At 64.7% G+C, this 22,909-nt stretch carries 25 protein-coding genes and 1 other RNA gene; 17 read left to right on the forward strand and 9 right to left on the reverse strand.

The features are described from left to right. Positions 1-171: 171 nt before the first annotated feature. On the forward strand, positions 172-1,374 hold the full coding sequence (locus tag ABID59_RS16835) for a DNA recombination protein RmuC (RefSeq protein ID WP_354084114.1): 1,203 nt from the start codon (positions 172-174) through the stop codon (positions 1,372-1,374). A 141-nt stretch (positions 1,375-1,515) separates the two neighbouring features. Continuing rightward, positions 1,516-2,880 (forward strand): AmpG family muropeptide MFS transporter, encoded by a 1,365-nt coding sequence (locus ABID59_RS16840; RefSeq protein WP_354084115.1) that lies wholly within the window; start codon positions 1,516-1,518, stop codon positions 2,878-2,880. Between the two features lie 11 nt (positions 2,881-2,891). Here ABID59_RS16840 and ABID59_RS16845 read toward each other — a convergent pair whose 3' ends face one another. From ABID59_RS16845 to ffs, 5 genes are all read right to left on the reverse strand, one after another. Beyond that, positions 2,892-3,326: a hypothetical protein gene (locus tag ABID59_RS16845; RefSeq protein WP_354084116.1), complete on the reverse strand. Its 435-nt coding sequence runs from the start codon at positions 3,324-3,326 to the stop codon at positions 2,892-2,894. 27 nt (positions 3,327-3,353) lie between these two features. Beyond that, positions 3,354-3,956, reverse strand: coding sequence for a recombination mediator RecR (gene recR, locus ABID59_RS16850; protein ID WP_148749788.1), 603 nt, complete (start codon positions 3,954-3,956; stop codon positions 3,354-3,356). A 1-nt stretch (position 3,957) separates the two neighbouring features. Further along, the gene (locus ABID59_RS16855) at positions 3,958-4,278 is read right to left on the reverse strand and encodes a YbaB/EbfC family nucleoid-associated protein (protein WP_148749787.1); all 321 of its coding nucleotides are present in this window, start codon (positions 4,276-4,278) and stop codon (positions 3,958-3,960) included. A gap of 81 nt (positions 4,279-4,359) precedes the next feature. Further along, on the reverse strand, positions 4,360-6,198 hold the full coding sequence (locus ABID59_RS16860; protein ID WP_354084117.1) for a DNA polymerase III subunit gamma/tau: 1,839 nt from the start codon (positions 6,196-6,198) through the stop codon (positions 4,360-4,362). Positions 6,199-6,292: 94 nt separating this feature from the next. Then, positions 6,293-6,389, reverse strand: an RNA gene (gene ffs, locus ABID59_RS16865) — signal recognition particle sRNA small type. A gap of 182 nt (positions 6,390-6,571) precedes the next feature. Here ffs and ABID59_RS16870 point away from each other — a divergent pair. The 10 genes from ABID59_RS16870 to ABID59_RS16915 all read left to right on the forward strand — a co-directional run bounded on the left by ABID59_RS16870 (position 6,572) and on the right by ABID59_RS16915 (position 16,256). Further along, complete coding sequence (locus ABID59_RS16870) at positions 6,572-7,426, forward strand: transporter substrate-binding domain-containing protein (protein WP_354035739.1); 855 nt, start codon at positions 6,572-6,574, stop codon at positions 7,424-7,426. 191 nt (positions 7,427-7,617) lie between these two features. Further along, the gene (locus ABID59_RS16875) at positions 7,618-8,280 is read left to right on the forward strand and encodes an amino acid ABC transporter permease (RefSeq protein ID WP_148749784.1); all 663 of its coding nucleotides are present in this window, start codon (positions 7,618-7,620) and stop codon (positions 8,278-8,280) included. Beyond that, the gene (locus tag ABID59_RS16880; RefSeq protein WP_148749783.1) at positions 8,277-9,071 is read left to right on the forward strand and encodes an amino acid ABC transporter ATP-binding protein; all 795 of its coding nucleotides are present in this window, start codon (positions 8,277-8,279) and stop codon (positions 9,069-9,071) included. The genes ABID59_RS16875 and ABID59_RS16880 overlap by 4 nt, the downstream gene beginning before the upstream one ends. Next, complete coding sequence (locus ABID59_RS16885; protein ID WP_354035738.1) at positions 9,071-9,826, forward strand: SDR family NAD(P)-dependent oxidoreductase; 756 nt, start codon at positions 9,071-9,073, stop codon at positions 9,824-9,826. The genes ABID59_RS16880 and ABID59_RS16885 overlap by 1 nt, the downstream gene beginning before the upstream one ends. After that, positions 9,823-10,950, forward strand: a complete 1,128-nt coding sequence (locus tag ABID59_RS16890; RefSeq protein ID WP_354084118.1) for a muconate cycloisomerase family protein — start codon at positions 9,823-9,825, stop codon at positions 10,948-10,950. The genes ABID59_RS16885 and ABID59_RS16890 overlap by 4 nt, the downstream gene beginning before the upstream one ends. Positions 10,951-11,110: 160 nt before the next feature. Then, a complete protein-coding gene (locus tag ABID59_RS16895) occupies positions 11,111-11,920 on the forward strand; it encodes a crotonase/enoyl-CoA hydratase family protein (RefSeq protein ID WP_148749780.1) in 810 nt (269 codons plus the stop codon). Further along, positions 11,917-13,800, forward strand: coding sequence for a feruloyl-CoA synthase (locus ABID59_RS16900; protein ID WP_354084119.1), 1,884 nt, complete (start codon positions 11,917-11,919; stop codon positions 13,798-13,800). Before ABID59_RS16895 ends, ABID59_RS16900 begins: the two co-directional genes overlap by 4 nt. A 25-nt stretch (positions 13,801-13,825) precedes the next feature. Continuing rightward, entirely contained in the window at positions 13,826-14,587 is a 762-nt protein-coding gene (locus ABID59_RS16905) for an SDR family NAD(P)-dependent oxidoreductase (RefSeq protein ID WP_354084120.1), read from the forward strand. Positions 14,588-14,596: 9 nt separating this feature from the next. Continuing rightward, positions 14,597-15,028: an acyl-CoA thioesterase gene (locus ABID59_RS16910; RefSeq protein WP_354035733.1), complete on the forward strand. Its 432-nt coding sequence runs from the start codon at positions 14,597-14,599 to the stop codon at positions 15,026-15,028. Between the two features lie 76 nt (positions 15,029-15,104). Continuing rightward, positions 15,105-16,256: an ABC transporter substrate-binding protein gene (locus ABID59_RS16915; RefSeq protein ID WP_148749776.1), complete on the forward strand. Its 1,152-nt coding sequence runs from the start codon at positions 15,105-15,107 to the stop codon at positions 16,254-16,256. Between the two features lie 78 nt (positions 16,257-16,334). Here the strand turns inward: ABID59_RS16915 and ABID59_RS16920 are convergent, their stop codons facing one another. Then, the gene (locus tag ABID59_RS16920; protein ID WP_334534680.1) at positions 16,335-17,063 is read right to left on the reverse strand and encodes a glutathione S-transferase family protein; all 729 of its coding nucleotides are present in this window, start codon (positions 17,061-17,063) and stop codon (positions 16,335-16,337) included. A 38-nt stretch (positions 17,064-17,101) separates the two neighbouring features. Then, positions 17,102-17,377 (reverse strand): hypothetical protein, encoded by a 276-nt coding sequence (locus ABID59_RS16925; RefSeq protein WP_148749774.1) that lies wholly within the window; start codon positions 17,375-17,377, stop codon positions 17,102-17,104. A gap of 112 nt (positions 17,378-17,489) precedes the next feature. Between ABID59_RS16925 and ABID59_RS16930 the strand changes: the two genes are divergently transcribed. After that, positions 17,490-18,188 (forward strand): helix-turn-helix transcriptional regulator, encoded by a 699-nt coding sequence (locus ABID59_RS16930; RefSeq protein WP_027530661.1) that lies wholly within the window; start codon positions 17,490-17,492, stop codon positions 18,186-18,188. A gap of 18 nt (positions 18,189-18,206) precedes the next feature. Continuing rightward, the gene (locus tag ABID59_RS16935) at positions 18,207-18,521 is read left to right on the forward strand and encodes a YkgJ family cysteine cluster protein (RefSeq protein WP_354035846.1); all 315 of its coding nucleotides are present in this window, start codon (positions 18,207-18,209) and stop codon (positions 18,519-18,521) included. On the opposite strand, the gene ABID59_RS16940 is transcribed toward ABID59_RS16935, so the two are convergent. Then, positions 18,518-18,916 (reverse strand): hypothetical protein, encoded by a 399-nt coding sequence (locus tag ABID59_RS16940; RefSeq protein WP_187434681.1) that lies wholly within the window; start codon positions 18,914-18,916, stop codon positions 18,518-18,520. The two genes, ABID59_RS16935 and ABID59_RS16940, sit on opposite strands and share 4 nt — an antisense overlap. Positions 18,917-19,078: 162 nt before the next feature. Beyond that, on the reverse strand, positions 19,079-19,426 hold the full coding sequence (locus ABID59_RS16945) for a DUF3307 domain-containing protein (RefSeq protein ID WP_246229711.1): 348 nt from the start codon (positions 19,424-19,426) through the stop codon (positions 19,079-19,081). 403 nt (positions 19,427-19,829) lie between these two features. Between ABID59_RS16945 and ABID59_RS16950 the strand changes: the two genes are divergently transcribed. The 3 genes from ABID59_RS16950 to ABID59_RS16960 all read left to right on the forward strand — a co-directional run bounded on the left by ABID59_RS16950 (position 19,830) and on the right by ABID59_RS16960 (position 22,907). After that, a complete protein-coding gene (locus tag ABID59_RS16950; RefSeq protein WP_354084121.1) occupies positions 19,830-21,278 on the forward strand; it encodes a TAXI family TRAP transporter solute-binding subunit in 1,449 nt (482 codons plus the stop codon). 120 nt (positions 21,279-21,398) lie between these two features. Further along, complete coding sequence (locus ABID59_RS16955; protein WP_148749770.1) at positions 21,399-21,617, forward strand: hypothetical protein; 219 nt, start codon at positions 21,399-21,401, stop codon at positions 21,615-21,617. Between the two features lie 180 nt (positions 21,618-21,797). After that, the gene (locus tag ABID59_RS16960) at positions 21,798-22,907 is read left to right on the forward strand and encodes a cyclic nucleotide-gated ion channel (protein ID WP_354084313.1); all 1,110 of its coding nucleotides are present in this window, start codon (positions 21,798-21,800) and stop codon (positions 22,905-22,907) included. The last annotated feature ends 2 nt before the right edge of the window (positions 22,908-22,909 follow it).

The following is a 22,909-nucleotide window of genomic DNA, read 5'->3' on the forward strand; positions in this document are numbered from 1 at the left end:
GGCGGGCGATTTAAGCTGCGCGCGACAAGCGGTCAATGCGGCCGGGAGCGCGTTAATGCTTCGCTAACCATAAAACTTCAAGTTCTGTTAACCATAAAAATTAGGGATCGATTAACCATAAATGTTCGCTATTCGTTCGTGCGGACGGGCGAATCGGATAGAACGGCAGGCATGAACGACATCATTTTCATGCTCGGCGACTGGCCGGTGCGCACCATCGACGCGCTGATCGGCTTCGGCGCGCTGGTCCTCATCCTGCTGATTGCCATTGCGGTCGTGATCGCGCGCTCCGGGCGACGCGGCGCGGAACTCGCGATGGCGCACGCCATCCGCGCCGACGAGCTGGAGGAGCGGCTGAGCCAGGTCCTGCACGCCCAGAGCGAGGCCGCCGGCCGGGCCGACGCCATGACCCAGGCGTTGGCCGGCCGCCAGGCCGAGATGGCCCGGGCGGTCAACGAGCGGCTGGATTCGGTGACCCATCGGGTCGGCCAGTCCATGGAACATTCGACCCGCAACACCATGGAGAGCCTGCGCGCGCTGCACGAGCGGCTCGGCATCATCGACAACGCGCACAAGAACCTCACCGACCTCACCACGCAGGTGACGACCTTGCGCGACGTGCTCGCCAACAAGCAGTCGCGCGGCGCCTTTGGACAAGCGCGGATGGAGGCGATCGTCCAGGACGGCCTGCCGAAGGGCGCCTACGAATTCCAGTTCACGCTCTCGACCGGCAAGCGGCCCGACTGCGTGGTGTTCCTGCCCGACCAGCGCCCGCTTTGCATCGATGCGAAATTCCCGCTGGAAGCGATGACGGCGCTGCACGATGCCCGCACCGACGAGGAGAAGCGCGCCGCCACGCAGCGGCTGCGCGGCGACGTGATGAAGCATGTCAGCGACATCGCGGAAAAATATCTCGTCACCGGCGAGACCCAGGAGATGGCGCTGATGTTCGTGCCGTCGGAATCGGTCTACGCCGAGATCCATGACGGCTTCGACGACGTGATCCAGAAGGCCTATCGCGCCAAGGTCGTGCTGGTGTCGCCCTCGCTGCTGATGCTCGCGATCCAGGTGATGCAGCAGATCATGAAGGACGCGCGCATGCGCGATGCCGCCGACCAGATTCAGACCGAAGTGATCAAGCTCGGCGACGATTTGGGACGGCTGCGCGATCGCGTGCTGAAATTGCAGAAGCACTTTGCCGACGCGAACGAGGACGTCCGCCAGATCCTGATCTCCGCCGACAAGATCGAGAAGCGCGCAGGCAGAATCGAGGAGCTCGATTTCAGCAAGACCGACGCGCCGGCGGACGGCCCGCGGCTGGTGGCGTCAGGCGCGCCGGAGCTGTTTCCAAGGAAGCTCCAGGCGGGGGAGTGATGCGGAGTCGTCATGGCCGGGCTTGTCCCGGCCATCCACGACCTTTGCAACGGCACCAAGAACGTGGATGCCCGGGACAAGCCCGGGCATGACGGTTTTTGTGGCCGAGGCAGCGCCCCCAGAATCTGCTAACACCTCCCCATGACCGCACCCGACGCGACCTCCCCTGCCGCGACCTCCGCCCCCGCCAGCTCCTGGCGCGACAGCCTGGCTGTTTACCTGCAGCCGCGGGTGCTGATCGTGCTGTTCCTCGGCTTCTCCTCGGGACTGCCGCTGGCGCTGTCGGGCTCGACGCTGCTGGTGTGGATGCGCGAGGCCGGGGTCGATCTCAAGACCATCGGGCTGTTTGCACTGGTCGGCACGCCCTACACACTGAAATTCCTGTGGGCGCCGCTGGTGGATGCGCTGCATGTGCCGCTGTTCACGCGCGCTTTCGGGCGGCGGCGCGGCTGGCTGCTGTTCTCGCAATTGCTGCTGATCGTCGCGATCCTGCTGCTGGCGCTGACCGATCCGGCGCGATCGCCCTTCTATGTGGCACTCGGCGCGCTGCTGGTGGCGACGACGTCGTCGACGCAGGACATCGTGGTCGACGCCTTCCGCGTCGAGAGCCTGCCCGAGAGCGAGCAGGCCGCCGGCATGGCGGCCTATGTCGCGGCCTATCGCATCGGCATGCTGGTTTCGACCGCAGGTGCGCTGTTCATTGTCTCCGGCTTCGAGAGCACCGGCATCACGCGCACATCGGCCTGGATGTGGGGCTATGTGGTGATGGCGGCGATGGTGCTGATCGGGACGATCACGGCTCTCGCGGCGACCGAGCCCGAGCAATCGGTGCGGGCGGAAGCCGTGACGCACGACGAGACCGCGTTCACGCGCGTGCTGCACGCGGCGATCGGCGCCTTCTCCGAGTTCCTGTCGCGCAAGGACGCGATCGCGGCGCTCGCCTTCGTCGTGCTGTTCAAGTTCACCGACGCGTTCTCGGGAACGATGACGGCGCCGTTCGTGATCGACCTCGGCTTCACCCGCAACGACTATGCGGCGATCGTGAAGGGCGTCGGCCTCGCCGCGACCCTGATCGGCGGCTTTGCCGGCGGCTTTGTGGCGCGGCGTTATTCGCTGGCAACCTCGCTCTGGATCGGTGGCGTGGTGCAGGCGCTGGCGAACCTGACCTTCTCCTGGCTTGCGCTGGTCGGCACCAATCAATGGGCGCTGGCGCTCGCGATCTGCGCCGAGAATTTCACCAGCGCCATCGGCACCGTGATCTTCGTCGCCTATCTCTCGGCGCTGTGCCAGAACCCGCTGCACACAGCGACGCAATATGCGCTGCTCACCGCGCTTGCAGCGGTGGGGCGGACCTATCTCTCGTCAGGAGCCGGCTTCGTGGCCGATACGACCGGCTGGCCGCTGTTCTTCTTGATCTGCGTGCTGGTGGCGATCCCGAGCCTGGTGTTGCTCGTCTGGCTGCAAAAGCGCGGGCATTTTGAGGCGCTGGGGCCCGTGCGGGTGTAGCGCCGCCCCTCCTACTTCCTCACCAAGCTCCACTTCGTGACCACGGCCTCACTCATCTGGCCGGGGTCGCTGGCGCAGGCGATTTCGTCGATCTTGACCGAGATCTCCTTGCCGACGAACGATTTCAACTGCGTGGCCTGCGCGTCGCTGGAGGTGACGAGCTGAAACGTTTCAGGTCCGGTCTCGAGATTGCACAGCCCGTTCGGCGCCGGCAGGCGGCGCGGCTCGGAGGTGATCTGGTACATCGCAATCCGCTTGCCGGCGTTCTTGACGTCGCGGATCTTCATCGCATTCAGCTCGCCCGAGAGCACCTCGCCGGCGCTGATCGGCTTGCCGGGCTTCGAGGGCGGCGGCGCCTCGTCGTCCCGCTGCGCGGCGATGGCCGGTGTCACCAGCAGCAGCATCGTCGCGACCAAAGCCGATCGTGTGGCGAAAAGTTTCGTCATGTCGTCCGTTCCGTCAAGTCTGGATGGCTAGAACAGGGTCCGCTGCCGCATCGCGGCCGAGAGCGTGCCCTCATCGAGATAATCAAGCTCGCCACCAACAGGCACACCATGGGCCAGCCGGGTTACTTTTACGTTGGCGTCCTGAAGCAGGTCGGTGATGTAATGCGCGGTGGTCTGTCCGTCGACTGTCGCATTCAGCGCAAGAATGATCTCGTGCACCTCGGCCGCATGCGCGCGCGCGACCAGCGCGTCGATGCTGAGGTCCTGCGGGCCGACGCCATCGAGCGGCGACAAGGTCGCGCCCAGCACGTGGTAGCGCCCTTGGGTCGCATTGGCCCGCTCCAGCGCCCAGAGATCGGCGACGTCGGCGACGACGACGATGATGGCGGGATCACGCTTCGGATCGGTGCAAATTGTGCAGGGATTTTGCGTATCGATGTTGCCGCAGGTCTTGCAGACCTGAACCTTGTCGAGCGCGACCTGCAGAGCGCCCGATAGCGGCATCATCAGCGCTTCGCGCTTCTTGATCAGATGCAGCGCCGCGCGCCGCGCGGAGCGCGGGCCCAAACCCGGCAGCCGCGCGAGAAGCTGGACGAGCCGCTCGATTTCGGGACCTGCAACCGCGCCCATATTACTGGCCGAACAGCCCCGGCGGCAGGCCGAGGCCGCCGGTCAGCGACTGCATCTTCTCCTGCATCGCGGTCTCCGCCTTGCGGCGGGCATCACCGAGCGCGGTGACCAGCAGATCTTCCAGCACCTCGCGCTCTTCGGCCTTCATCAGCGAGGGGTCGATCTTGACGCCCTTGACGTCCATCTTCGCGGTCATGCGCACGGCGACGAGACCGCCGCCGGAGATGCCCTCGACCTCCACATTGGCGAGCTGCTCCTGCATCTCCTGCATCTTGGATTGCAGCTGCGCCGCCTGCTTCATCATGCCGAGAAAATCAGCCATGGGTGCTCGTCCTTGGAAAGCCTAAGTTGTTTTGAGCATGATCTTGTCGGAAAACCGCTTCACACTTTTCCGGATCAGGCTCTAGAGATCGTCGTCGGCGTCGGAACCGTCGGGCGGATCGTCAGAGCCATAGTCAGCGTTAATATTGGTTTCCGGCGTCTCGGGGGCAAGCCTGCGGACCTCGACGACCTTCGCACCGGGGAAGCGCGACAGCACCTCCTGCACGCGCGGATCGGCCTCGGCGCTGCGCGCATGTTCCTGCTTGGCGGCCTGGCTCATCGAGCGCAGCGTCGCCTGGCCCTGCTCGTTGGAAACAATGATGGTCCAGCGGCGGCCGGTCCACAGCTCGAATTTTCGCGCGAGCTCGGAGATCATGGTTTTCGACGCGTTCGGCTCGAGCGCGACCTCCAGCCGGCCCTCCTCGAAACGAACGAGGCGCATGTCGCCTTCGAGCGCGGCCTTGGTCATGAGGTCGCGCTTCTGCCCGGCGAGCGCCACGAGCTGGGCGAAGCTGGTGATGCGCAGCTGGGGTGCCGCCCCCTGCGGGTCTGGCGCGGGCGCCGCCATTTGCGGCCGGGCACCGCCGCCGAATGCAGTCGGTGACGAGGTCGGCATGCGAACTGGCGCAGCAGAGGTCACGGACGCCGCGGAAGCCATTGGTGCCGCCGGCGCGCCGCTGCGCGCGGCACTGCCGCCCACGACCGGCGAACTGCCGCCGTTCTGCTCCAGCATCCTGATCGCCTCGTCCGGCGTCGGCAGGTCGGCGACATAGGCGATGCGCACCAGCACCATCTCGGCGGCCGCAGCCGGCCGGGTTGCGGCCTGCACCTCGGTGATGCCCTTGAGCAGCATCTGCCACATCCGCGACAGCACGCGCATGGAGATCTTCGAGGCGAAATCCCTGGCGCGCACGCGCTCGGTCTCGCCATAGGCGACGTTGTCGGCGGTTGCCGGCACGATCTTCACGCGGGTGACGAAATTGACGAACTCGGCGAGGTCCGAGAGCACGACGATCGGATCGGCGCCGACGTCGTACTGGTCGCGGAACTCCTTGAAGGCGCTCGCGATGTCACCGCGCGCCAGCGAAACGAAGAGGTCGATGACGCGGGTGCGGTCGGCAAGGCCCAGCATCTGCCTGACCGCATCGGCCTTCACCTGGCCTGCCGCATGCGCAATGGCCTGGTCGAGCAGCGACAGGGAGTCGCGCACGGAGCCTTCGGCCGCACGCGCGATGATGCCGAGCGCTTCGGGCTCGATCTCGACGTTCTCCTTCGCGGCGATGTTGGCGAGGTGCTTCATCAGCACGTCGGCCTCGACGCGGCGCAGGTCAAAGCGCTGGCAGCGCGACAGCACCGTAACCGGAACCTTGCGGATCTCGGTCGTGGCGAACACGAACTTGGCGTGCTCCGGCGGTTCCTCCAGCGTCTTCAGGAAGGCATTGAACGCCGCCGTCGACAGCATGTGGACTTCGTCGATGATGTAGACCTTGTAGCGGGCGCTGGCCGGGGCGTAGCGCACGCTGTCATTGATCTGGCGGACGTCGTCGACGCCGGTGTGCGACGCCGCGTCCATCTCCAGCACGTCCATGTGCCGGCTTTCCATGATCGCCTGGCAATGCACACCCAGGGTCGGCATCTGGACGGTCGGCCCTTTCACCGAGCCGTCCGGCATCTCGTAGTTGAGCGCACGGGCCAGAATACGCGCGGTGGTGGTCTTGCCGACGCCGCGAACGCCGGTGAGGATCCAGGCCTGCGGAATGCGCCCGGTCTCGAACGCATTGGAGACGGTGCGGACCACAGCCTCCTGGCCGATCAGATCGTCGAACGAGGAGGGGCGGTATTTGCGCGCGAGAACGCGGTAAGGCGCGTTGGCGGCCTGGCCGGCGCTGTCAGGAGTGGAAGGGGCGCCAGCGTCGGTCATCGGTCAATCCGCAATGGAATGTCTCTCGGCTGGCTTTTGCGGACAGGAGCGCGCAGGCGGGAAGCCCGCCGACGCAATTCGCTCGAAAAAACAGGTAGGAGACTGACGAGCGACCCGATCCGGACCTCGTTAGGGCTGCTTCCTTCCGGACCTGACCCGGTTGGCGAGTGGCTCGTCCACCGCCAATCTCCCGGTCCCTATTTGGGGCCAAAAGGTCGGGAAAGCAAGCGGGTATCACTTTGGCGAGCTTGATCTTGCCCAGCATCCGGGCAATTCCGGGTCTGCTCAGCCGATAGGCTGTGCTTTCGCAGTCTCCGCCGCCTTGGTAAGAACGCTGCCGGAACCCACCTGATCAGAAAAGCGATTGATCCCAATGGTTACACGTCGTGATGTTGCATCGATTGTCGGACTTGGCGCCATCGGCGCGGTGACCGCGGGCGCGCTGGCCTCTCCGGCTGTGGCCCAGGCGGCCGATCCCAACGAATCGACCTTTGCCCGCATCCGCCGCACCAAGAAGATGCGGATCGGCGCGGTCGGCGGCGGCGCGCCCTATTACATGAAGGATCTCGCCAGCGGCCAGTGGAAGGGTTTTTACGTCGACATCGCCAAGGCGCTCGCCGACGACATGGAAGCCGAGCTGGAGATCACCGAAACCACCTGGGGCAATTCGGTGCTCGATCTCCAGTCCAACAAGATCGACATCTTCTTTGGCCTGAACCCGACCCCGAAGCGCGCGCTGGTGATCGACTTCTCGGTGCCGGTCTTCAACAACGCCTTTGGCATCCTCTGCAAGAAGGACTTCAAGCCGAAGAGCTGGGCCGAACTGAACTCGCCCGACGTCAAGATCGCGGTCGACCAGGGCTCCTCGCACGACCAGGTCGTCAGCCGCCTGACGCCGAAGGCGCAGATCTCGCGGCTGAAGACCGCCGACGACGCCACCGCCGCGCTGCAGACCGGCCGCGTCGACGCGCAGTGCCTGATCACCATGCTGTCGCTGACGGTGCTGAAGAAGAACCCCTCGCTCGGCCAGTTCGTGCTGCCGACGCCGATCTTCGCCACCACCTCGAACGCCGGCTTCCGCCGCGAGACCGACAAGACCTTCCGCGACTACGTCAACACCTGGATCGACTTCAACAAGGGCCTCGGCTTCATCCGCAACGCCATCATCACTAACATGGAGCTGGTGGGCGTGACGGAGGCGGACATTCCGCCGGGCGTTTCGCTGTAGGTATCACAAGCTTGGGGCAGTCTCGATCCTCGCGCGCCGCTCCACTCCCTCTCCCGCTTGCGGGAGAGGGCTGGGGTGAGGGTGTCTCCGCTGGCAAGACTCCCCAAGAGGAGAGAGCCCGCACCCGCATCGCATCTTCGATGCGACGCGACCTCTCCCGCAAGCGGGAGAGGTGAAGCAAGAAAGCACGCATGTATCAGTGGGACTTCGGCATCCTTTGGAGCTATCGCTGGCTCTTTCTCAACGGGCTTGGCGTCACCGTCGGCTTCACGGTGGTCATTGTCGTGCTCGGCCTGGTGTTCGGCCTGTTCGGAGCGTTTGGCAGCCTATCGCGCTTCAAGACCGTGCGCCTGACCGCCCTCACCTTCATCGAGGCGTTCCGCTGCACGCCGATCCTGGTGCAGCTGATCTGGTTCTATTACGCGCTGCCGATCCTGGCGGGTGTCGAGATGACGCCGATCACGGCCTCTGCGCTGGCGCTCTCGCTCTATGGCGGCTCGTTCTACTCGGAGATCATCCGCGGCGGCATCATCTCGATCGACCGCGGCCAGTCGGAAGCGGGGGCCGCGCTCGGCATGACGCCGGGGCAGTCCATGCGGCGTATCGTGCTGCCACAGGCGATCAAGCGCATGATCCCGGCGCTGATGAACCAGTCGATCATCCAGTTCAAGAACACCTCGCTGGTCTCGGTGCTCGCGGTGCCTGATCTGGTCTATCAAAGCCAGGTCGCCGCACATGACAGCTACCGGCCGTTGGAAACCTACACCGCCGTCGCGGTCGCCTATGCGGCGATCCTGATCCCCCTGACCATCCTCGCCAGGCGTGGCGAGAAGCGACTGGCGGTCAGCGAATGAGCGAGATGTCAAAGATCGAGATCCGAGCCTTGCGCAAGCGCTTCGGCAGCAACGAGGTCTTGAAGAACATCAATCTCGACGTCGCCAAGGGCGGCGTCGTGGCGCTGATCGGGCCGTCCGGCTCCGGCAAATCGACGCTGCTCCGCTGCATTAACCTGCTGGTCGCACCCGACGGCGGCAGCGTCCGCGTCGGCGACACGCGCTTTGCGTTCGGCGATGGTTCCAAGCTCCCTGACGTGAGGACACTCGCAAGATTCCGCGCCACCACCGGCATGGTGTTCCAGCATTTCAACCTGTTCCCGCACATGACGACGTTGCAGAACGTGATGGAGGGACCGGTCACGGTGCGTCGCATGGCCAAGGCGGACGCCGAAAAGCTCGCACGTGCCCAACTTGCGAAAGTCGGACTTGCGGAGAAGGCCGATCAATATCCGGCGACGCTCTCCGGCGGCCAGAAGCAGCGCGTAGCGATCGCACGCGCGCTCGCGATGGAGCCTGATGTCATGCTGTTCGACGAGGCGACGTCGGCGCTCGATCCCGAGCTCGTCGGCGAGGTGCTGAATGTGATCCAGCAACTGGCCTCCGAGGGCATGACCATGGTGATCGTGACCCATGAAATCGCCTTCGCCCGCGAGGTCGCCGACCGCCTGATCTTTATGCGCGATGGCGTTGTGGTCGAGGAAGGCCCGGCGCGGCAGGTGATCGACAATCCACAGGAAGCCGCGACACGCGCCTTCCTCAGCCATTTCCACCGCACCGGCGCGCTGCCGCCGGCCAACGCGACACCGTGATGCCCGATATCGACCGCGTCTATCTCGTCACCGGTGCCGCCAGCGGCATCGGTCGCGCCACCGCAAAATTGCTCGGAGCGCCGGGGGTCGCCCTTCTGCTCCACACGCGCTCGAACGCAGAAGGTCTCGACGCCACTGCAACCGAAGCTGAGGCAAAGGGTGCGGTCGTGGCAAAGTGCCTCGGCGATCTCGCGGAGGAGGCAGCCGTCACCGACGCACTCGCCGCCACACAACGCGCTTTCGGCCGGCTCGACGGATTGATCCTGGTCGGCGGCCACGCCCGTCGTGGCAGCGCCATCGGCACGCCGGCGGATCAGTTTCGCCAGGCGATGGATGAATCCGCACTGGCGTTCACGCGGATGGTCGAGGCGGCGCTTCCGCTGCTGCGGGCCGGACAGGATGCGCGGATCGTCGCGGTATCCTCGTTCGTCGCACACGCGATCCGGCCTGAATTCGCGCCCTTCGCCGCCACCGCCGCGAGCCGTGCCGCGCTTGAAGCGCTTGTGCGGCTCACCGCGATGGAGCTCGCCAAGGACGGCATCACTGTGAATGCGGTTTCGCCGGGCCTCATCGTCAAGGACAAGCCGAGCGAGAGCCGGCTGTCGCCCGAGCAGATCGCCGCAACCGAAGCGCTGATCCCGATGCGCCGGCGCGGGCGGCCGGAAGAGGTCGCCGAGATCATCGCCTTCCTTGCGTCACCGGGAGCGTCTTACGTCACAGGCCAGATCTGGCACGTCAATGGAGGCCTGATATGACCGAAGCGACCGTCGAACGTCTCAGGCTGTTCCTGATCGAAAGCCCGATCAAGATGGCCCGCCTGCAGGGCGTCGGCAATGTCAAGGGCACCGTAAAGCGCGTGCTGATCGAGCTGACGTCGAGCGACGGCGTGATCGGCTGGGGCGAGGCGGCGCCGTGGGAGGTGTTCACGGGAACGGCTGAAGCAGCCTTCTCCGCGCTCGACATCTATCTGCGGCCGATCGTGCTCGGCAAGCCGGTCCGCCGCATCCGCGCGCTGATGGCCGAGCTCGACCGCGCGCTGGTCGGGCACGCCGAGGCCAAGGTCGCGATCGAGATGGCGCTGCTCGACATCGTCGGCAAATCCTCGGGGCTTTCCGTTGCTGACCTCCTCGGCGGCCGCGTGCGCGACACGATTCCCCTCTCCTTCTCGATTGCCGATCCGGATTTCGCTGCTGATCTCGAGCGCATGCGAAGAATGGTTCCCGACGGCAATGTCATCTACAAGGTCAAGACCGGCGTGAAACCGCATCGCGAGGACCTCGATCATCTCGAAGCGATCCGCAAGGAGTTCGGCGACAACATCGATCTGCGGGTCGACTACAACCAGGCGCTGGCGCCGTTCGGCGCCATCAAGATCCTGCGCGATGTCGAGGCGTTCGCGCCGACCTTTATCGAGCAGCCGGTGCCGCGCAAATTTCTCGACATGATGGCGCAGCTCACCGCGGCGCTGGAAACGCCCGTGCTCGCCGACGAAAGCTGCTTCGACCGCCGCGACATGATGGACGTGGTGCGCCAGGAGGCCGCCGACGCCGTCTCGATCAAGCTGATGAAGGCCGGCGGCCTGTTCGAGGCGCAGGCGATCATGGCGATCGCCGACATCGCCGGCCTGCCCGGCTATGGCGGCACGTTGTGGGAGGGCGGCATAGGCCTTGCCGCCGGCACGCAGCTGATCGCGGCAACACCGGGCATCTCGCTCGGCTGCGAGTTCTACATGCCGCATCATGTTTTGACCGAGGATGTGCTCGAGGAGCGCGTCGCCAATCGCGGAGGTCACGTTGTCGTGCCCGACGGCCCCGGCCTCGGCATTCGCGTCAGCGAAGCCTCGATTCGCACGAACGCGCGGGTGCTGGCGGAGGCGTAAGCCTCGCCTTGGGGTGTACAACACCCGTTGCTGCCGTCCCGGCCCTGCGCAGGGACGACACCGAATGTGGAGCGCCGCTTTTCGCACCCAACGGTCTCAGTCCCCTTCTTGACTCCTCCCAAATTCGTTATACAACATAACTATTCTGACAAGGACGCAAATGACACAGGGAAACGCCGAGACCGCTGACGCGGGCGCCTCCGGCCTGCTTCGGATCGAGAGGGTGGACCGGGTTCTGACCGTGGGTCTGAACCGGCCGGCCAAGCGCAATGCGCTCAATGACGGCATCATCCTTGAAATCGGCGAGTGCTTTGCGTCCCTGCCCGAGGATATCGGTGCTGTCGTCATCCACGGCATCGGCGACCATTTCTCTTCCGGCCTCGACCTGTCCGAGCTGCAAGATCACGACGCCACGGGCGGCCTGTTGCATTCGCAGATGTGGCACCGGGTGTTCGACCGCATCCAGTACAGCCGCGTGCCCGTGATCGCGGCGCTGAAGGGCGCGGTGATCGGCGGCGGGCTCGAGCTTGCCTGCTCCGCCCACATCCGCGTCGCCGAGCCCACAGCCTATTTCGCGCTGCCCGAGGGACAGCGCGGCATCTTCGTCGGCGGCGGCGGCTCGGTGCGGCTGCCGCGGCTGATCGGCGTCGCGCGGATGATGGACATGATGCTGACCGGGCGCGTCTACAGCGCGACCGAGGGCGCGTCCTATGGCTTTGCGCAATATGTCACCGAAGCAGGTAACGGCCTCACCAAGGCGCTGGAGCTCGCGACCAAGATCGCGTCCAACGCGCCGCTGACGAATTTCGCCGTGCTCCAGGCGCTGCCGATGATCGCGGAGGCCAACCCGCAGACCGGCCTGTTGATGGAATCGCTGATGGCCACCGTCGCGCAGAGCGACAAAGAGGCAAAACGCAGGATCCGCGAATTCCTCGAGCACAAGACCGCCAAGGTAAAGCCGAAGTCATGAGTGCACAGCCGTCCTCTTCCAGCACAGAGCGCGGCGCGAGCAATTCTCCGCTGCGGCCGATCTCGTTCGGCGATCCCGTCGTCGACATCGAACGTCGCGCCGACGGCACGATCTATTTGCGGCCGAAGCAGCCGCTCGGCGATTACCCCGTCCGCATCACCGACCGCCTGCATCACTGGGCGACGACGACGCCGGATCGCGTGTTCATGGCGGAGCGCGAAGGCGGCCGCGGCTGGCGCAAGATCACCTATGCCGAGCTGCTCACCGCGAGCCGGCACATCGCATCAAGCCTGATCCAGCGCGGCCTGTCGGCCGAGCGGCCGGTCGTCATCCTCTCCGGCAATTCGATCGACCATGCGCTGCTGGCGTTCGGCGCGTTCTATGCGGGCATTCCGTTCTGTCCGGTATCGCCGGCCTATTCGCTGGTCTCAAAGGATTACGGCAAGCTCTCTTATCTGATGAAGCTGCTGACGCCCGGCCTGGTCTTCGCCGAGGACGCCGACAAGTTCGCGGACGCGCTTGCCGCCAACGTCTCGCTCGGCACCGAGATCGCCGCGTCCTATGGCCATGTGCCGGGCCGCGACGTCACCTTGCTCGCCGATCTCATGGCAACGCCGATCCGAAGCGACCTCGACGCGGTGCATGGCAAGATCGGTCCCGACACGATCGCGAAATTCCTGCTGACGTCGGGCTCGACCGGCAATCCCAAGGCCGTCATCAACACCCAGCGCATGATCTGTGCCAACCAGGTGATGCTTCGCGAGACGCTCGCCTTCCTCAAGGACGAGCCGCCCGTCATCATCGACTGGCTGCCCTGGAACCATACCTTTGGCGGCAACCACAATATCGGGCTGACGCTCTACAACGGCGGCTCGATGTATCTCGACGCCGGCAAGCCGATGCCTGGTGGCATCGAGGAGACCGTGCGCAATCTCCAGGAGATTTCGCCAACGGTCTATTTCAACGTGCCCAAGGGTTACGAGTCGTTGCTGCCTTACTTGCGCGACGACCAGGGTCTTCGTGCAAAGTTCTTCGACCGGCTGCACGCGATGTTCTTCTCGGGCGCGGCGCTGTCGCCCTTCGTCTGGAACAGCCTCGACGAGCTCGCGGTGAAAGAAAAAGGCTATCGCGTCCCGATGCTGACCGGCCTCGGCGCAACCGAGACCGCGCCGTTCTTCATGTCGGTCAATCCGCGCACCAGCCGCTCCGGCCATGTCGGCCTTCCCGTGTCGGGCAACGACGCCAAGCTGGTGCCGAACAACGGCAAGATGGAAGTTCGTGCCAAGGGCCCGAACGTGATGCCCGGCTACTGGCGCCAGCCCGATATCACCGCAAAATCCTTCGACGAGGAAGGATTTTACAAGATGGGCGATGCGCTCAAGCCTGCCGATCCCGATGATCTCAACGCCGGCTTCGATTTCGACGGCCGCGTCAGCGAGGATTTCAAGCTCGCAAGCGGCACCTGGGTCAGCGTCGGTCCACTACGTGCGCGCTTCGTCGCGGCCTGCGCGCCGCTGGTGCGCGACGTCGTCATCGCCGGCATCAACCGCGATGAGGTTTCCGCGCTGGTGCTGCTCGATCTCGACGGTTGCCGCCTGATCAACCCCGCGCTGCCGGCCGACAATCTCGCCGCCACCGCCGGGGACCGGCTGGTGCGCGAAGCCCTCCGTGAGCGCTTGACCGGCTTTCTCTCTTCGGCCACCGGCTCCTCGACGCGGATCACGCGTGCGATCCTGCTGGACGCGCCGCTGTCGATCGACAAGGGCGAGGTCACCGACAAGGGCTCGATCAACCAGCGCGCGGTGATCGAGCATCGCGGCGCGCTGATCGAGGAGCTCTACGCTGCCAATCCATCGGACCGTGTGATATCGGTCGCTTAAGAAATCATCGCCAAGGGAGAACGCCATGTTGTTGAAGGATCAGGCAGCCATCGTCACCGGCGGTGCATCGGGACTGGGCGCCGCCACCGCGCGAAAGCTGGCGGCACAGGGCGCCAGGGTCGCAGTGTGCGATCTCAATACCAAGCTCGCGGAGACCGTTGCCGCCGAGATCAAGGGCGTGGCCGTGACCTGCGACGTCTCCGATGCCGCCTCCGCTGAAGCCGCGATCGCCCAGGCGACCAAGGCCCATGGCCCGGCCCGCGTGCTGGTCAACTGCGCCGGCATCGGCGTTGCGAAGCGCGTCGTCGGCCGTGACGGTCCGATGGCGCTCGCCGATTTCGACAAGGTTATCAAGGTCAATCTGATCGGCACCTTCAACATGCTGCGGCTTGCCGCGACCGAGATGTCCAAGCTCGAGCCGCAGGCGAGCGGCGAGCGCGGCGTCATCATCAACACCGCCTCGGTCGCCGCCTATGACGGCCAGATCGGCCAGTCGGCTTATTCGGCCTCCAAGGGCGGCATCGTCGGCATGACGCTGCCGATCGCGCGCGAGCTGGCCCAGTTCGGCGTTCGCGTGCTGACGATCGCGCCGGGCCTGTTCCTTACGCCGCTGCTGGCCAATCTGCCGCAGGAAGCCCAGGACTCGCTCGCCGCCGCGATCCCCTTCCCGCGCCGGCTCGGCCACGCCGACGAATTCGCCGCGCTCGCGCTGCACATGGTCGAGAACTCCTATCTGAACGGCGAGGTGGTGCGGCTCGACGGCTCCCTGCGCATGGCGCCGAAGTAAGAGAATCGCATGTTCGTGAACCGGCGCGAGGTCCAGATCCAGTGGGGCGACTGCGACCCCGCCAACATCGTCTACTACCCGCGCTATTTCGCGATGTTCGACGATTCGACGTCGACCTTGTTCGAGGTCGCCGGGTTCTCCAAGCAGGATCTGGTCCGCAAATACGGCCTGGTGGGCATCCCCATGGTCGACACGCGGTCCAGGTTCTACATCCCCTCGACCTATGGCGACTGGATCACCATCGAGACTAGAATCGAGAGCATCAAGCGCTCGAGCTTCGAGGTGAAGCACAACGTCTACAAGGGCGAGGCACTTGCGATCGAAGGTTTTGAGACCCGCGTCCTGGTTGGCCGCGATCCCGTTAACCCCGACAAGCTGAAATCGGCACCGTTTCCGCCGGAAATGGTAGCGAAATTCACAGGGAGCGAGATCCGGAGCTAATCGCGCATCACCAAAAGACGGGGCTGAAATGGCCCCGAATTTCTGCTTTCAAAGAAACACGAAAAGGGAGGAATAGATGAAACGCTTTTACCTGACCGCCGCCATCGCCGCAGTCGCGCTGGCGCTGCCGGCCCTGCCGGCGTTGGCCCAGGCCAACGAAATCACCATCGGCATCACCACCACCACGACCGGTCCGGGTGCAGCCCTCGGCATTCCCGAGCGCAACGCGCTGGAATTCGTGCCGAAGGAGATCGGCGGCGTGCCGCTGAAGGTGATCGTGCTCGACGACGGCGGCGATCCGACCACCGCCACCACCAACGCCCGCCGCTTCGTCACCGAATCCAAGGCCGACATCATCATGGGCTCGGCGCTGACGCCGCCGACGATCGCTGTCTCCAACGTCGCCAACGAGGCCGGCATTCCGCATTTCGGCCTCGCGCCGTTCCCGATCACGCCGGAACGCATGAAGTGGTCGGTGGCCATGCCGCAGCCGATTCCGATCATGGGCAAGGTGCTTTACGAGCACATGAAGTCCCACAACGTGAAGACGGTCGGCTATATCGGCTATTCCGACAGCTACGGCGACCTCTGGTTCAACGACTTCAAGGCCCAAGGCGTGTCAATGGGCATGACCTTGGCCGACGAGGAGCGGTTTGCCCGTCCCGACACGTCCGTGACAGGGCAGGTGTTGAAGCTCGTCGCCGCCAATCCCGATGCGATCCTGATCGGCGCCTCCGGCACAGCGGCAGCACTGCCGCAAACCGAACTGCGCGAGCGCGGCTATCAGGGCCTGATCTACCAGACCCATGGCGCCGCCAGCATGGATTTCATCCGCATCGCCGGTAAGGCGGCAGAGGGCGTGCTGATGGCATCGGGCCCGGTAATGGATCCCGAGGACCAGCCGGACGAGGCAGCGACCAAGAAGCCGGGCCTCGCGCTCAACAGGGCTTACGAGGGCAAATACGGCCCGAACAGCCGCAGCCAGTTCGCCGGCCATTCCTACGACGCCTTCGAGATCCTGAAGCGCGTTATTCCGGTTGCGCTGAAGACGGCCAAGCCGGGCACGCCGGAATTCCGCGAGGCGATCCGTCAGGCGCTGCTCTCGGAGCGGGAAATCGCGGCGAGCCAGGGCGTCTACAATTTCACCGAGAAGGATCGCTACGGCCTCGACGACCGCTCGCGCATCCTGCTCACGGTCAAGGATGGCAAATACACGCTCGCGAAGTAAGCGGCGACAGGTTTCCAGGACGACGAGAGCCGGCCCGATGGGCCGGCTCTTTTCTTTTACACTACGCGCGCAATTGCATCAGGCCGCCTGTCGCAGCGGCGTCCAGGCGAACTCCGGATAGTAGGTGTCCATCATCCGGTCGACATAAGCGGTCAGGTTCGGAAATCCTTCCGCGCGCTCGCGCAGACGGGATTCGAAGAACGGCGTCAAGATGCCCGCAAGCGCGCCGAACGCGGTCGCGTCGACCCCGCTGGGCTTGTTGCCCATCAGATAGGATTTGTCGCCGAGCTGCACCGATAGTGCGAACAGCGAGCGAACCGCGAGCTCGACATCGTCATCGGGAGCGTGACGACCGAGGCCGGAGAGCAGGTAATTCTCGGCGACGCGGAATTGCGCGTCCTCGCGCAGCTTCTCGCGGCTGTGCTCGGGCGCCCCGTCGAAGAAATGCGCAGGGCCCTTGGCGAAATTGGCAGCATCGACCCAGCGCGCGCCGACCAGCGACCAATAGACGTGGTGCTCGATCATGCGCTCGAACGCCCAGGCCTGGGCGCGTTCGTGCAGGGAAAGACCGGCGTCGAAGTCGAAGCCGTAGCGGCGCTCGATATGGGCGCGGATGAAGGTGGAATCGGCCACGGCCTCGCCGCCGTCATCAATGAAAGGAAGCTGCCCCTTCGGCGACGCCGGCGGCATCGCGCGCTCCTTCCGGTAGGGCAGTCCCGCCATCTTGAGCTGCACCTCCGTCTTGGTGACGAAAGGGCTGATTTCCGGCAGGCCGAAGCCGGTGCCAAAGCCGTAAAGCGTGATCATTGGAGCTCTCCTGAACCTGCCGAAAGAGTTGATGGAACCTAGCGCCGGGCTGCTGCCACCATGGTGGCAGCAGCCGTGATATCTTCTGCGAAACGGGCCCCCCGCCAGGCACGGCCCATCACATGGCGGACCAGCGCGTCCGCGGCCTGGACCAGCGAGCGTGTCAGCATGGTCACGAGCGCAACGCGGAGATCGACGATGGTGAGATCGAAAGGTGCGAGGCGGCCGAAGACCCAGGTCTGCAGCGAGGCTAGCAACGAGGCCTGGCTCCGCCACAGCGGTCCGGCCGGACCGAGATGGGTTGGAATGATCATGGACAAATCCTCTTCAGTCGATGTGTTGTCCCGGTATAGAACTCCCCTGCTGCCAACATCCTGTCAGCAGCCACGCGCCGTTTTCTGATCCGCCCCCGATGAGAGAATCGTCATGAGACGCGCCGACCGGCTGTTTCAGATCATCCAGGTACTGAGGCGTACCCGTAAGCCGCTGACGGCGGACGCGATTGCGGCCGAGCTCGAGACGTCGAAGCGAACGATCTATCGCGACATCGCAACGCTGATGGGCCAGCGCGTGCCGATCCGTGGCGAAGCCGGCATGGGCTACATTCTCGAGAAGGGTTTTGACCTGCCACCCTTGATGCTGACACCCGACGAGATCGAGGCGGCGGTGCTGGGCGCGCAATGGGTCGCGGGCCACGCCGATTCCACGCTGGCGCGCGCGGCCGAAGATCTGATGGCCAAGATCGCCGACACCGTGCCTGAACGCCTGCGTCCCTTCGTGCTGGAGCCTGCTAGCCGCGCGCGGCCGAGCTGGAACAGGGAGCCGGATCGCCTGGACATGGCGCGCACGCGCACCCAGATTCACGAGGGCAAGAAGATCATGCTGCGTTACCGCGACGAGCAGGGCCGCCCCAGCGAGCGCATGATCTGGCCGATCTCGGTCGGCTATCTCGAAGCCGTGCGCCTGCTCGCGGCCTGGTGCGAGCTGCGTAGCGATTTTCGCAGCTTCCGCACCGACCGCGTGGTAGATGCGACCTATCTCGACGAAAGATATCCGGAGCGGCGCGACGTGCTGCGCGCAAAATGGCGGCAGAGCCTGGTCTGGGGTCCGCCCAAGGATACCTGACAAGGACACATGACGCTGATGGAAGAGACCGATCTGTCGAGCCGTTGCCAGAGCTGCGGCGCCTGCTGCGGCTATTCGCAGAACTGGCCGCGCTTCTCGATCGAGAGCGACGAGGAGCTTGCGTTGATCCCGGAGACGCTCGTCAACGCGCGACAATCCGGCATGCGCTGCGAGGGCGATCGCTGTTCAGCGTTGCAGGGCGAGATCGGCAAGGCGACCACGTGCGGCATCTATGCGGTCCGGCCGGAGGTGTGCCGCACCTGCATGCCGGGCGACGCCGAATGCGCGATGGCACGGCGGAAGTTCGGACTGCCTGTGATCGAGACCGCTTAAGCCGGGACGGCTTCGCTGATCTCGTCGTCGATCTCGTCGTCCAGCGGTGCGAGCACCGAGAGCGGCTTGGTCGACAGCGTGATCGGCTTGCGGCCACCCGACACCGACGGGGACGATTTGGCCGAGCCCTGGCGCGACAGCGCGTAGAGCGTCGAGCCGACACGGCCGCCGTTCTCGATCAGGTCGCGCTCGCTGCAGCTGGCTGCGATCGCGACGGCCAGCGAATGAAGATGGCTGCGGCGATAGCAGAACAGCGCCAGCCTGGCGCGCGCGTCAGGGGAAACACTCTCAACCAGCCTCGGCAGGCCACTCTCGCTGGCGCGGTACATCTCGCCAAGGAGCTCGTCGCGAACCGGGCAGAAATCGCTTTCATAAGCGTCGCGGCTTGAAAACATTGCAGTTCTCCCTCGTGTAGGGAAGATGCAGCGCAATTCTCTAATGAAAGGTTAACCACCCCGAGCGGTAGTCACTCGGGGTGCTTGCGCGTGGGCCACGAATCAACCGGGCGGGACTTGTTGCGTACCGCTTTTGCGGCCCCGGAACGACAGTGCCAGCAGTCAGTTCGCCGCCATGAAGATGGAGAGGCCGAAGCCGGTCAGATGGTGCAGCGCCTGGTCGACGCCGATCAGGGTCCAGAACCAGGGGTGCTCCTGGTTGACGCGGAAATTGGCCGAAACCCATCCCTTGGCGCGGTCGATCGTGATGTGAATGACGAAGTCGATCAGCGCCACGAACCAGAATTTCGGCGCCACGATCAGGATCAGCGGCAGCGCAACCGCAAAGTGAATCAGGCAATGCACCAGAAGCGGCAAAGCCCAGCCGTGCTTCTGGTCCTTGCCTTGCGCCATCCAGGCGGTCTGCAGCACGAAATCGGCGATGATGTGCTTGAAGGTAAGCAGCAACATCCAGCCAATGAGCGCTTCGACCGGAACCGCCGATGACAGAGGTGGAAACGACAAAGCTGACGCCCTCGTTGACCTAAAAGGAAAAAATGGAGCGTTCAGCGCAACTTCTTCTTGGACCCGTCAGAACATCGGGACCGCTGATTTATGACATCTCCCGCGACGGAATGCAGCCGGGGGAATTGGAAAATCGCCAACTGTGGCTAAACGGTGATAGCATAACCAAACGACGTGGATCGGTTGAGTAAGGTTACCTTCGGCGCGAAATTTGCATTCTCTCGCTGGAGCGCTATCATCCTCAGGTAGAGGATTATCGTTCTTTTTTCAGACGCTTACGAATTTTCGAGCGTGCCGCCGGCGATGGCCGTGCCGCCCGCCATTTCGGGAACGAGGCCAGAGTGCTGCCATGAGTGCTGAAGGCCCGACCTCGTCAACCGAGCACCCGCCGCCACGGCGTCCCAAGGTGATCAAGACCAATCAGCAGCAGGTCCTGCTGTATGTCGTGCTGACCCTGCTGCTGTCGCTTGCCACCGTCTGGGCCGGGCGCGTCTGGTGGCACAATTCGGAGACGCTGACTTTTGCCGTCGGCGCTCCCAACAGCGACGAAGCAATGTTCGCGACCAAGCTCGCCACACTGCTGAAGAACAGCGCCTCGCGCTTCCGGATCAAGATCGTCAACAACGCCGACAACGCCAAGGCGCTCGCGCAGTTCGATCGCAGGCAGGCCGATCTTGCCGTCCTGCGCACCGACGCCAAGGTGCCGCTGCGGGCGCGCACGCTCGCGATCCTTGAGCACGATCTCGTGCTGCTGCTCGGCCCCGGCAACAAGAAGATCAAGTCGCTCGCCGAGCTCAAGAAGAAGAAGGTCGCCGTTCTCGCCGAGAATGATTCGTCCCTCGCCTTCGTCCGTAGCATCCTCGATATTCCCGCCGACAGCCCCGACGCCGCGAAGATCCAGATGGCGCCGCAGGGCGCGACGCTGGACAAGCTGTTCGCGCCGGCCAGCGGCTTTGGTGCGGTGATTGCTGTCGTCCACGCCTCCAAGGCCGTGCGCGACAAGGCTTATGAGCAGGTCGCCAGGCGCGGCGGCTTCACGCTCAATGCCATCGACGAAGCCAAGGCGCTGGCGCGTAAATTCCCCGGCATTTCCGACGAGACGCTGACAGCCGGCACGCTGTCCGCCTCGCCCGAGATTCCCGACGACGATCTCGACACGATCGGCCTCGAATGGCTGCTGGTCGCGCAGTCCAAGATTTCGCCGACCACCGCTGGCGACATCGCGCGCATCGTCTACGAGAACAAGTCCGCGCTCGGGCTCGACAACGGCTTTGCCACCCATATCGAGCCGGCCTCAGTCGAGAAAGATGCCTTCGTGATGGCGCATCAGGGCGCCGCCGATTACATCAACGACGACACCAAGTCGTTCATGGATAAGTACAGCGACGTGATGTATCTGGGCGCCGCCGCGCTCAGCGTCATCGGCTCGATCTTCGCCGCGATCTACGCCAAGATCACCCGCGTCGCGCCAGAGAAGGCAAGCGAGCTCTCTACCGCGATCCTCGATATCGGGGAGCGGATCGAGCACGCCCATTCGCTGGATCAGCTCGAATGTCTCCAGGACGAGCTCGAGGGCATCTTGCGCGGCGCGGTAATCGGCTTGCGCGACGGCACGATCAGTACCGACGGGCTCGATACGTTCAAGCTCGGCTACGAATTCGTCCGCGACGAGATCGGGATGCGCCGCGACTACCTGAAGCGCCATGCCAGCGAGCTCGAGAAGATCGCCGCCCCCGCCGCGCTCCCCCCGCCCGAAGACAGCAACGTTGTGGTGGTGAAGACAGCTCAGAGCGCCTGACCTATCGATTCGCGCCTGGATGGCAGGCGCCCATCTCCTTTTGGCGAATCGCTGCCTGCAGCCCGTGGAACCGTTTCCCCACCGCAACCGTTGGCTTTCAGCACAACCGGAGAACGCACCATGCGTCTACTCCTTCTCATCATCTTGCTGGGAATGCTGGTTGCGGTTGGTTATTTCGCCTACTCGGCCATGTCGGTCGGAGGCGATCCGATCCCGACGGAAGGTTATGTGGCACTGGCGCTAGGAGCGGGGTTCTCCGTGGTCGTCGGCGTCGGCCTGATGATGCTGCTGTTCCTGAGCAGCCGCCGCGGTTACGACGAGCCTCCGCATTTCAAATAGCCGGCAGGCCCGGCACCTTCCCAGCCATTGGACGAGGCATCCGCGCCCTGATCGGGGCGGATGGCGCGGCTGCCCGCCCCGTCGTTGACGGCTCCGGTGCGGGCGGGCACTTTGGCGCCCAAGTCCCAGCTCAAGTCCCGGCCCGGGACCGTCAGCACCAAGATCGAGCCGCCATTCCGCATGTCCAAGCCGATGTTTCCTGCTCTGGCCCAGTTCGTGGCCGCGACCGCCGGCCGCAACATGACCAAGGCGGCCTATGTGGCCGTGACGATCGGCGTGGTCAGCATGGTGCTGCTGACGCTCGATCCGGCCTATGAGACGGCGCACCGCTGGGTCGATTTCCTGCTGTGGGCTTGTCTCGCCTATTTCGTGTTCGAATGGCTGGTCCGGCTGCGCCACATGGCGCGGCAGGGGCGGCTGGGCCTCTACATGTCCTCCTCCGCCGGGCTGGTCGACGCCCTGGGGGCGCTGGCCGTGCCGGTCGCGCTGGTCCTCGGCGCCGAGCCCAAGACAGCCTGGCTGCTGAGCGTGCTCTGGGTCCTGAAGGTGGTGCCGGGCATTCCCGGCCTGCGCCAGCTCCGCCGCGTGCTGGTGCTGGAATCGGGCCCGCTGATCAGCGTGCTGGTGATCTTCCTGATGGTGGTCTTCCTGGCCTCGGTTGCCGAATATTTCCTGGAGCGAGACGTGCAGCCGCAGACGTTTGGCAGCGTCCCTGCCGCGCTGTGGTGGGCGGTCGTTACGCTGACCACGACAGGTTATGGCGATGTCGTGCCGGTCACGCCGCTCGGCCGCATGGTCGCGGCGCTGGTGATGATCTCCGGCCTCGGCGTGTTCGGCCTCTGGACCGGTATTCTGGCGACCGGGTTCGCGGCGGAAACGCGGCGTGACAACTTCCTCAAGACCTGGGAATCCGTCAGCAAGGTACCGTTCTTCGCGGCGCTGGGGCCCGCGGCCATCGCCGACGTCACCCACATGCTGCGCACCATGGAGCTGCCGGCGCGCACCATGATCATCCGCAAGGGTGCGCAGGGCGACTGCATGTATTTTATCGCCGCCGGCGCGGTCGAGGTCGACCTCCCCGGCAAGAAGGTGCAGCTCGGCGAAGGCGCCTTCTTCGGCGAGATGGCACTGCTGGGCAACAACATGCGCGGCGCCAATGTCTCGACCACGAAAGTGTCGCGGCTGCTGGTGCTCGACCTCGTCGACTTCCGCGTGCTGATGGCGCGGCACCCAGACCTCGCCGAGACTATCGACGCCGAAGCGAAGCGCCGCACGCTCGAAAACAAGTAAAT

The organism is Bradyrhizobium sp. S3.3.6, assembly GCF_040546905.1.
GTDB lineage: Bacteria > Pseudomonadota > Alphaproteobacteria > Rhizobiales > Xanthobacteraceae > Bradyrhizobium > Bradyrhizobium cytisi.

Excerpts from the sequence above, each read along its gene's own strand:
- ABID59_RS16840 (WP_354084115.1), top strand. The coding sequence starts at position 1,516 with ATGACCGCACCCGACGCGACCTCCCCTGCCGCGACCTCCGCCCCCGCC.
- ABID59_RS16925 (WP_148749774.1), bottom strand. The coding sequence starts at position 17,377 with ATGATCATTCCAACCCATCTCGGTCCGGCCGGACCGCTGTGGCGGAGC.
- ABID59_RS16880 (WP_148749783.1), top strand. The coding sequence starts at position 8,277 with ATGAGCGAGATGTCAAAGATCGAGATCCGAGCCTTGCGCAAGCGCTTC.
- ABID59_RS16910 (WP_354035733.1), top strand. The coding sequence starts at position 14,597 with ATGTTCGTGAACCGGCGCGAGGTCCAGATCCAGTGGGGCGACTGCGAC.
- ABID59_RS16940 (WP_187434681.1), bottom strand. The coding sequence starts at position 18,916 with ATGTTTTCAAGCCGCGACGCTTATGAAAGCGATTTCTGCCCGGTTCGC.
- ABID59_RS16930 (WP_027530661.1), top strand. The coding sequence starts at position 17,490 with ATGAGACGCGCCGACCGGCTGTTTCAGATCATCCAGGTACTGAGGCGT.
- ABID59_RS16905 (WP_354084120.1), top strand. The coding sequence starts at position 13,826 with ATGTTGTTGAAGGATCAGGCAGCCATCGTCACCGGCGGTGCATCGGGA.
- ABID59_RS16845 (WP_354084116.1), bottom strand. The coding sequence starts at position 3,326 with ATGACGAAACTTTTCGCCACACGATCGGCTTTGGTCGCGACGATGCTG.
- ABID59_RS16920 (WP_334534680.1), bottom strand. The coding sequence starts at position 17,063 with ATGATCACGCTTTACGGCTTTGGCACCGGCTTCGGCCTGCCGGAAATC.
- ABID59_RS16915 (WP_148749776.1), top strand. The coding sequence starts at position 15,105 with ATGAAACGCTTTTACCTGACCGCCGCCATCGCCGCAGTCGCGCTGGCG.
- ABID59_RS16955 (WP_148749770.1), top strand. The coding sequence starts at position 21,399 with ATGCGTCTACTCCTTCTCATCATCTTGCTGGGAATGCTGGTTGCGGTT.
- ABID59_RS16855 (WP_148749787.1), bottom strand. The coding sequence starts at position 4,278 with ATGGCTGATTTTCTCGGCATGATGAAGCAGGCGGCGCAGCTGCAATCC.
- ABID59_RS16945 (WP_246229711.1), bottom strand. The coding sequence starts at position 19,426 with ATGTTGCTGCTTACCTTCAAGCACATCATCGCCGATTTCGTGCTGCAG.
- ABID59_RS16890 (WP_354084118.1), top strand. The coding sequence starts at position 9,823 with ATGACCGAAGCGACCGTCGAACGTCTCAGGCTGTTCCTGATCGAAAGC.
- ABID59_RS16870 (WP_354035739.1), top strand. The coding sequence starts at position 6,572 with ATGGTTACACGTCGTGATGTTGCATCGATTGTCGGACTTGGCGCCATC.
- ABID59_RS16875 (WP_148749784.1), top strand. The coding sequence starts at position 7,618 with ATGTATCAGTGGGACTTCGGCATCCTTTGGAGCTATCGCTGGCTCTTT.
- ABID59_RS16895 (WP_148749780.1), top strand. The coding sequence starts at position 11,111 with ATGACACAGGGAAACGCCGAGACCGCTGACGCGGGCGCCTCCGGCCTG.
- recR (WP_148749788.1), bottom strand. The coding sequence starts at position 3,956 with ATGGGCGCGGTTGCAGGTCCCGAAATCGAGCGGCTCGTCCAGCTTCTC.
- ABID59_RS16960 (WP_354084313.1), top strand. The coding sequence starts at position 21,798 with ATGTCCAAGCCGATGTTTCCTGCTCTGGCCCAGTTCGTGGCCGCGACC.
- ABID59_RS16900 (WP_354084119.1), top strand. The coding sequence starts at position 11,917 with ATGAGTGCACAGCCGTCCTCTTCCAGCACAGAGCGCGGCGCGAGCAAT.
- ABID59_RS16885 (WP_354035738.1), top strand. The coding sequence starts at position 9,071 with ATGCCCGATATCGACCGCGTCTATCTCGTCACCGGTGCCGCCAGCGGC.
- ABID59_RS16860 (WP_354084117.1), bottom strand. The coding sequence starts at position 6,198 with ATGACCGACGCTGGCGCCCCTTCCACTCCTGACAGCGCCGGCCAGGCC.
- ABID59_RS16835 (WP_354084114.1), top strand. The coding sequence starts at position 172 with ATGAACGACATCATTTTCATGCTCGGCGACTGGCCGGTGCGCACCATC.
- ABID59_RS16950 (WP_354084121.1), top strand. The coding sequence starts at position 19,830 with ATGAGTGCTGAAGGCCCGACCTCGTCAACCGAGCACCCGCCGCCACGG.
- ABID59_RS16935 (WP_354035846.1), top strand. The coding sequence starts at position 18,207 with ATGGAAGAGACCGATCTGTCGAGCCGTTGCCAGAGCTGCGGCGCCTGC.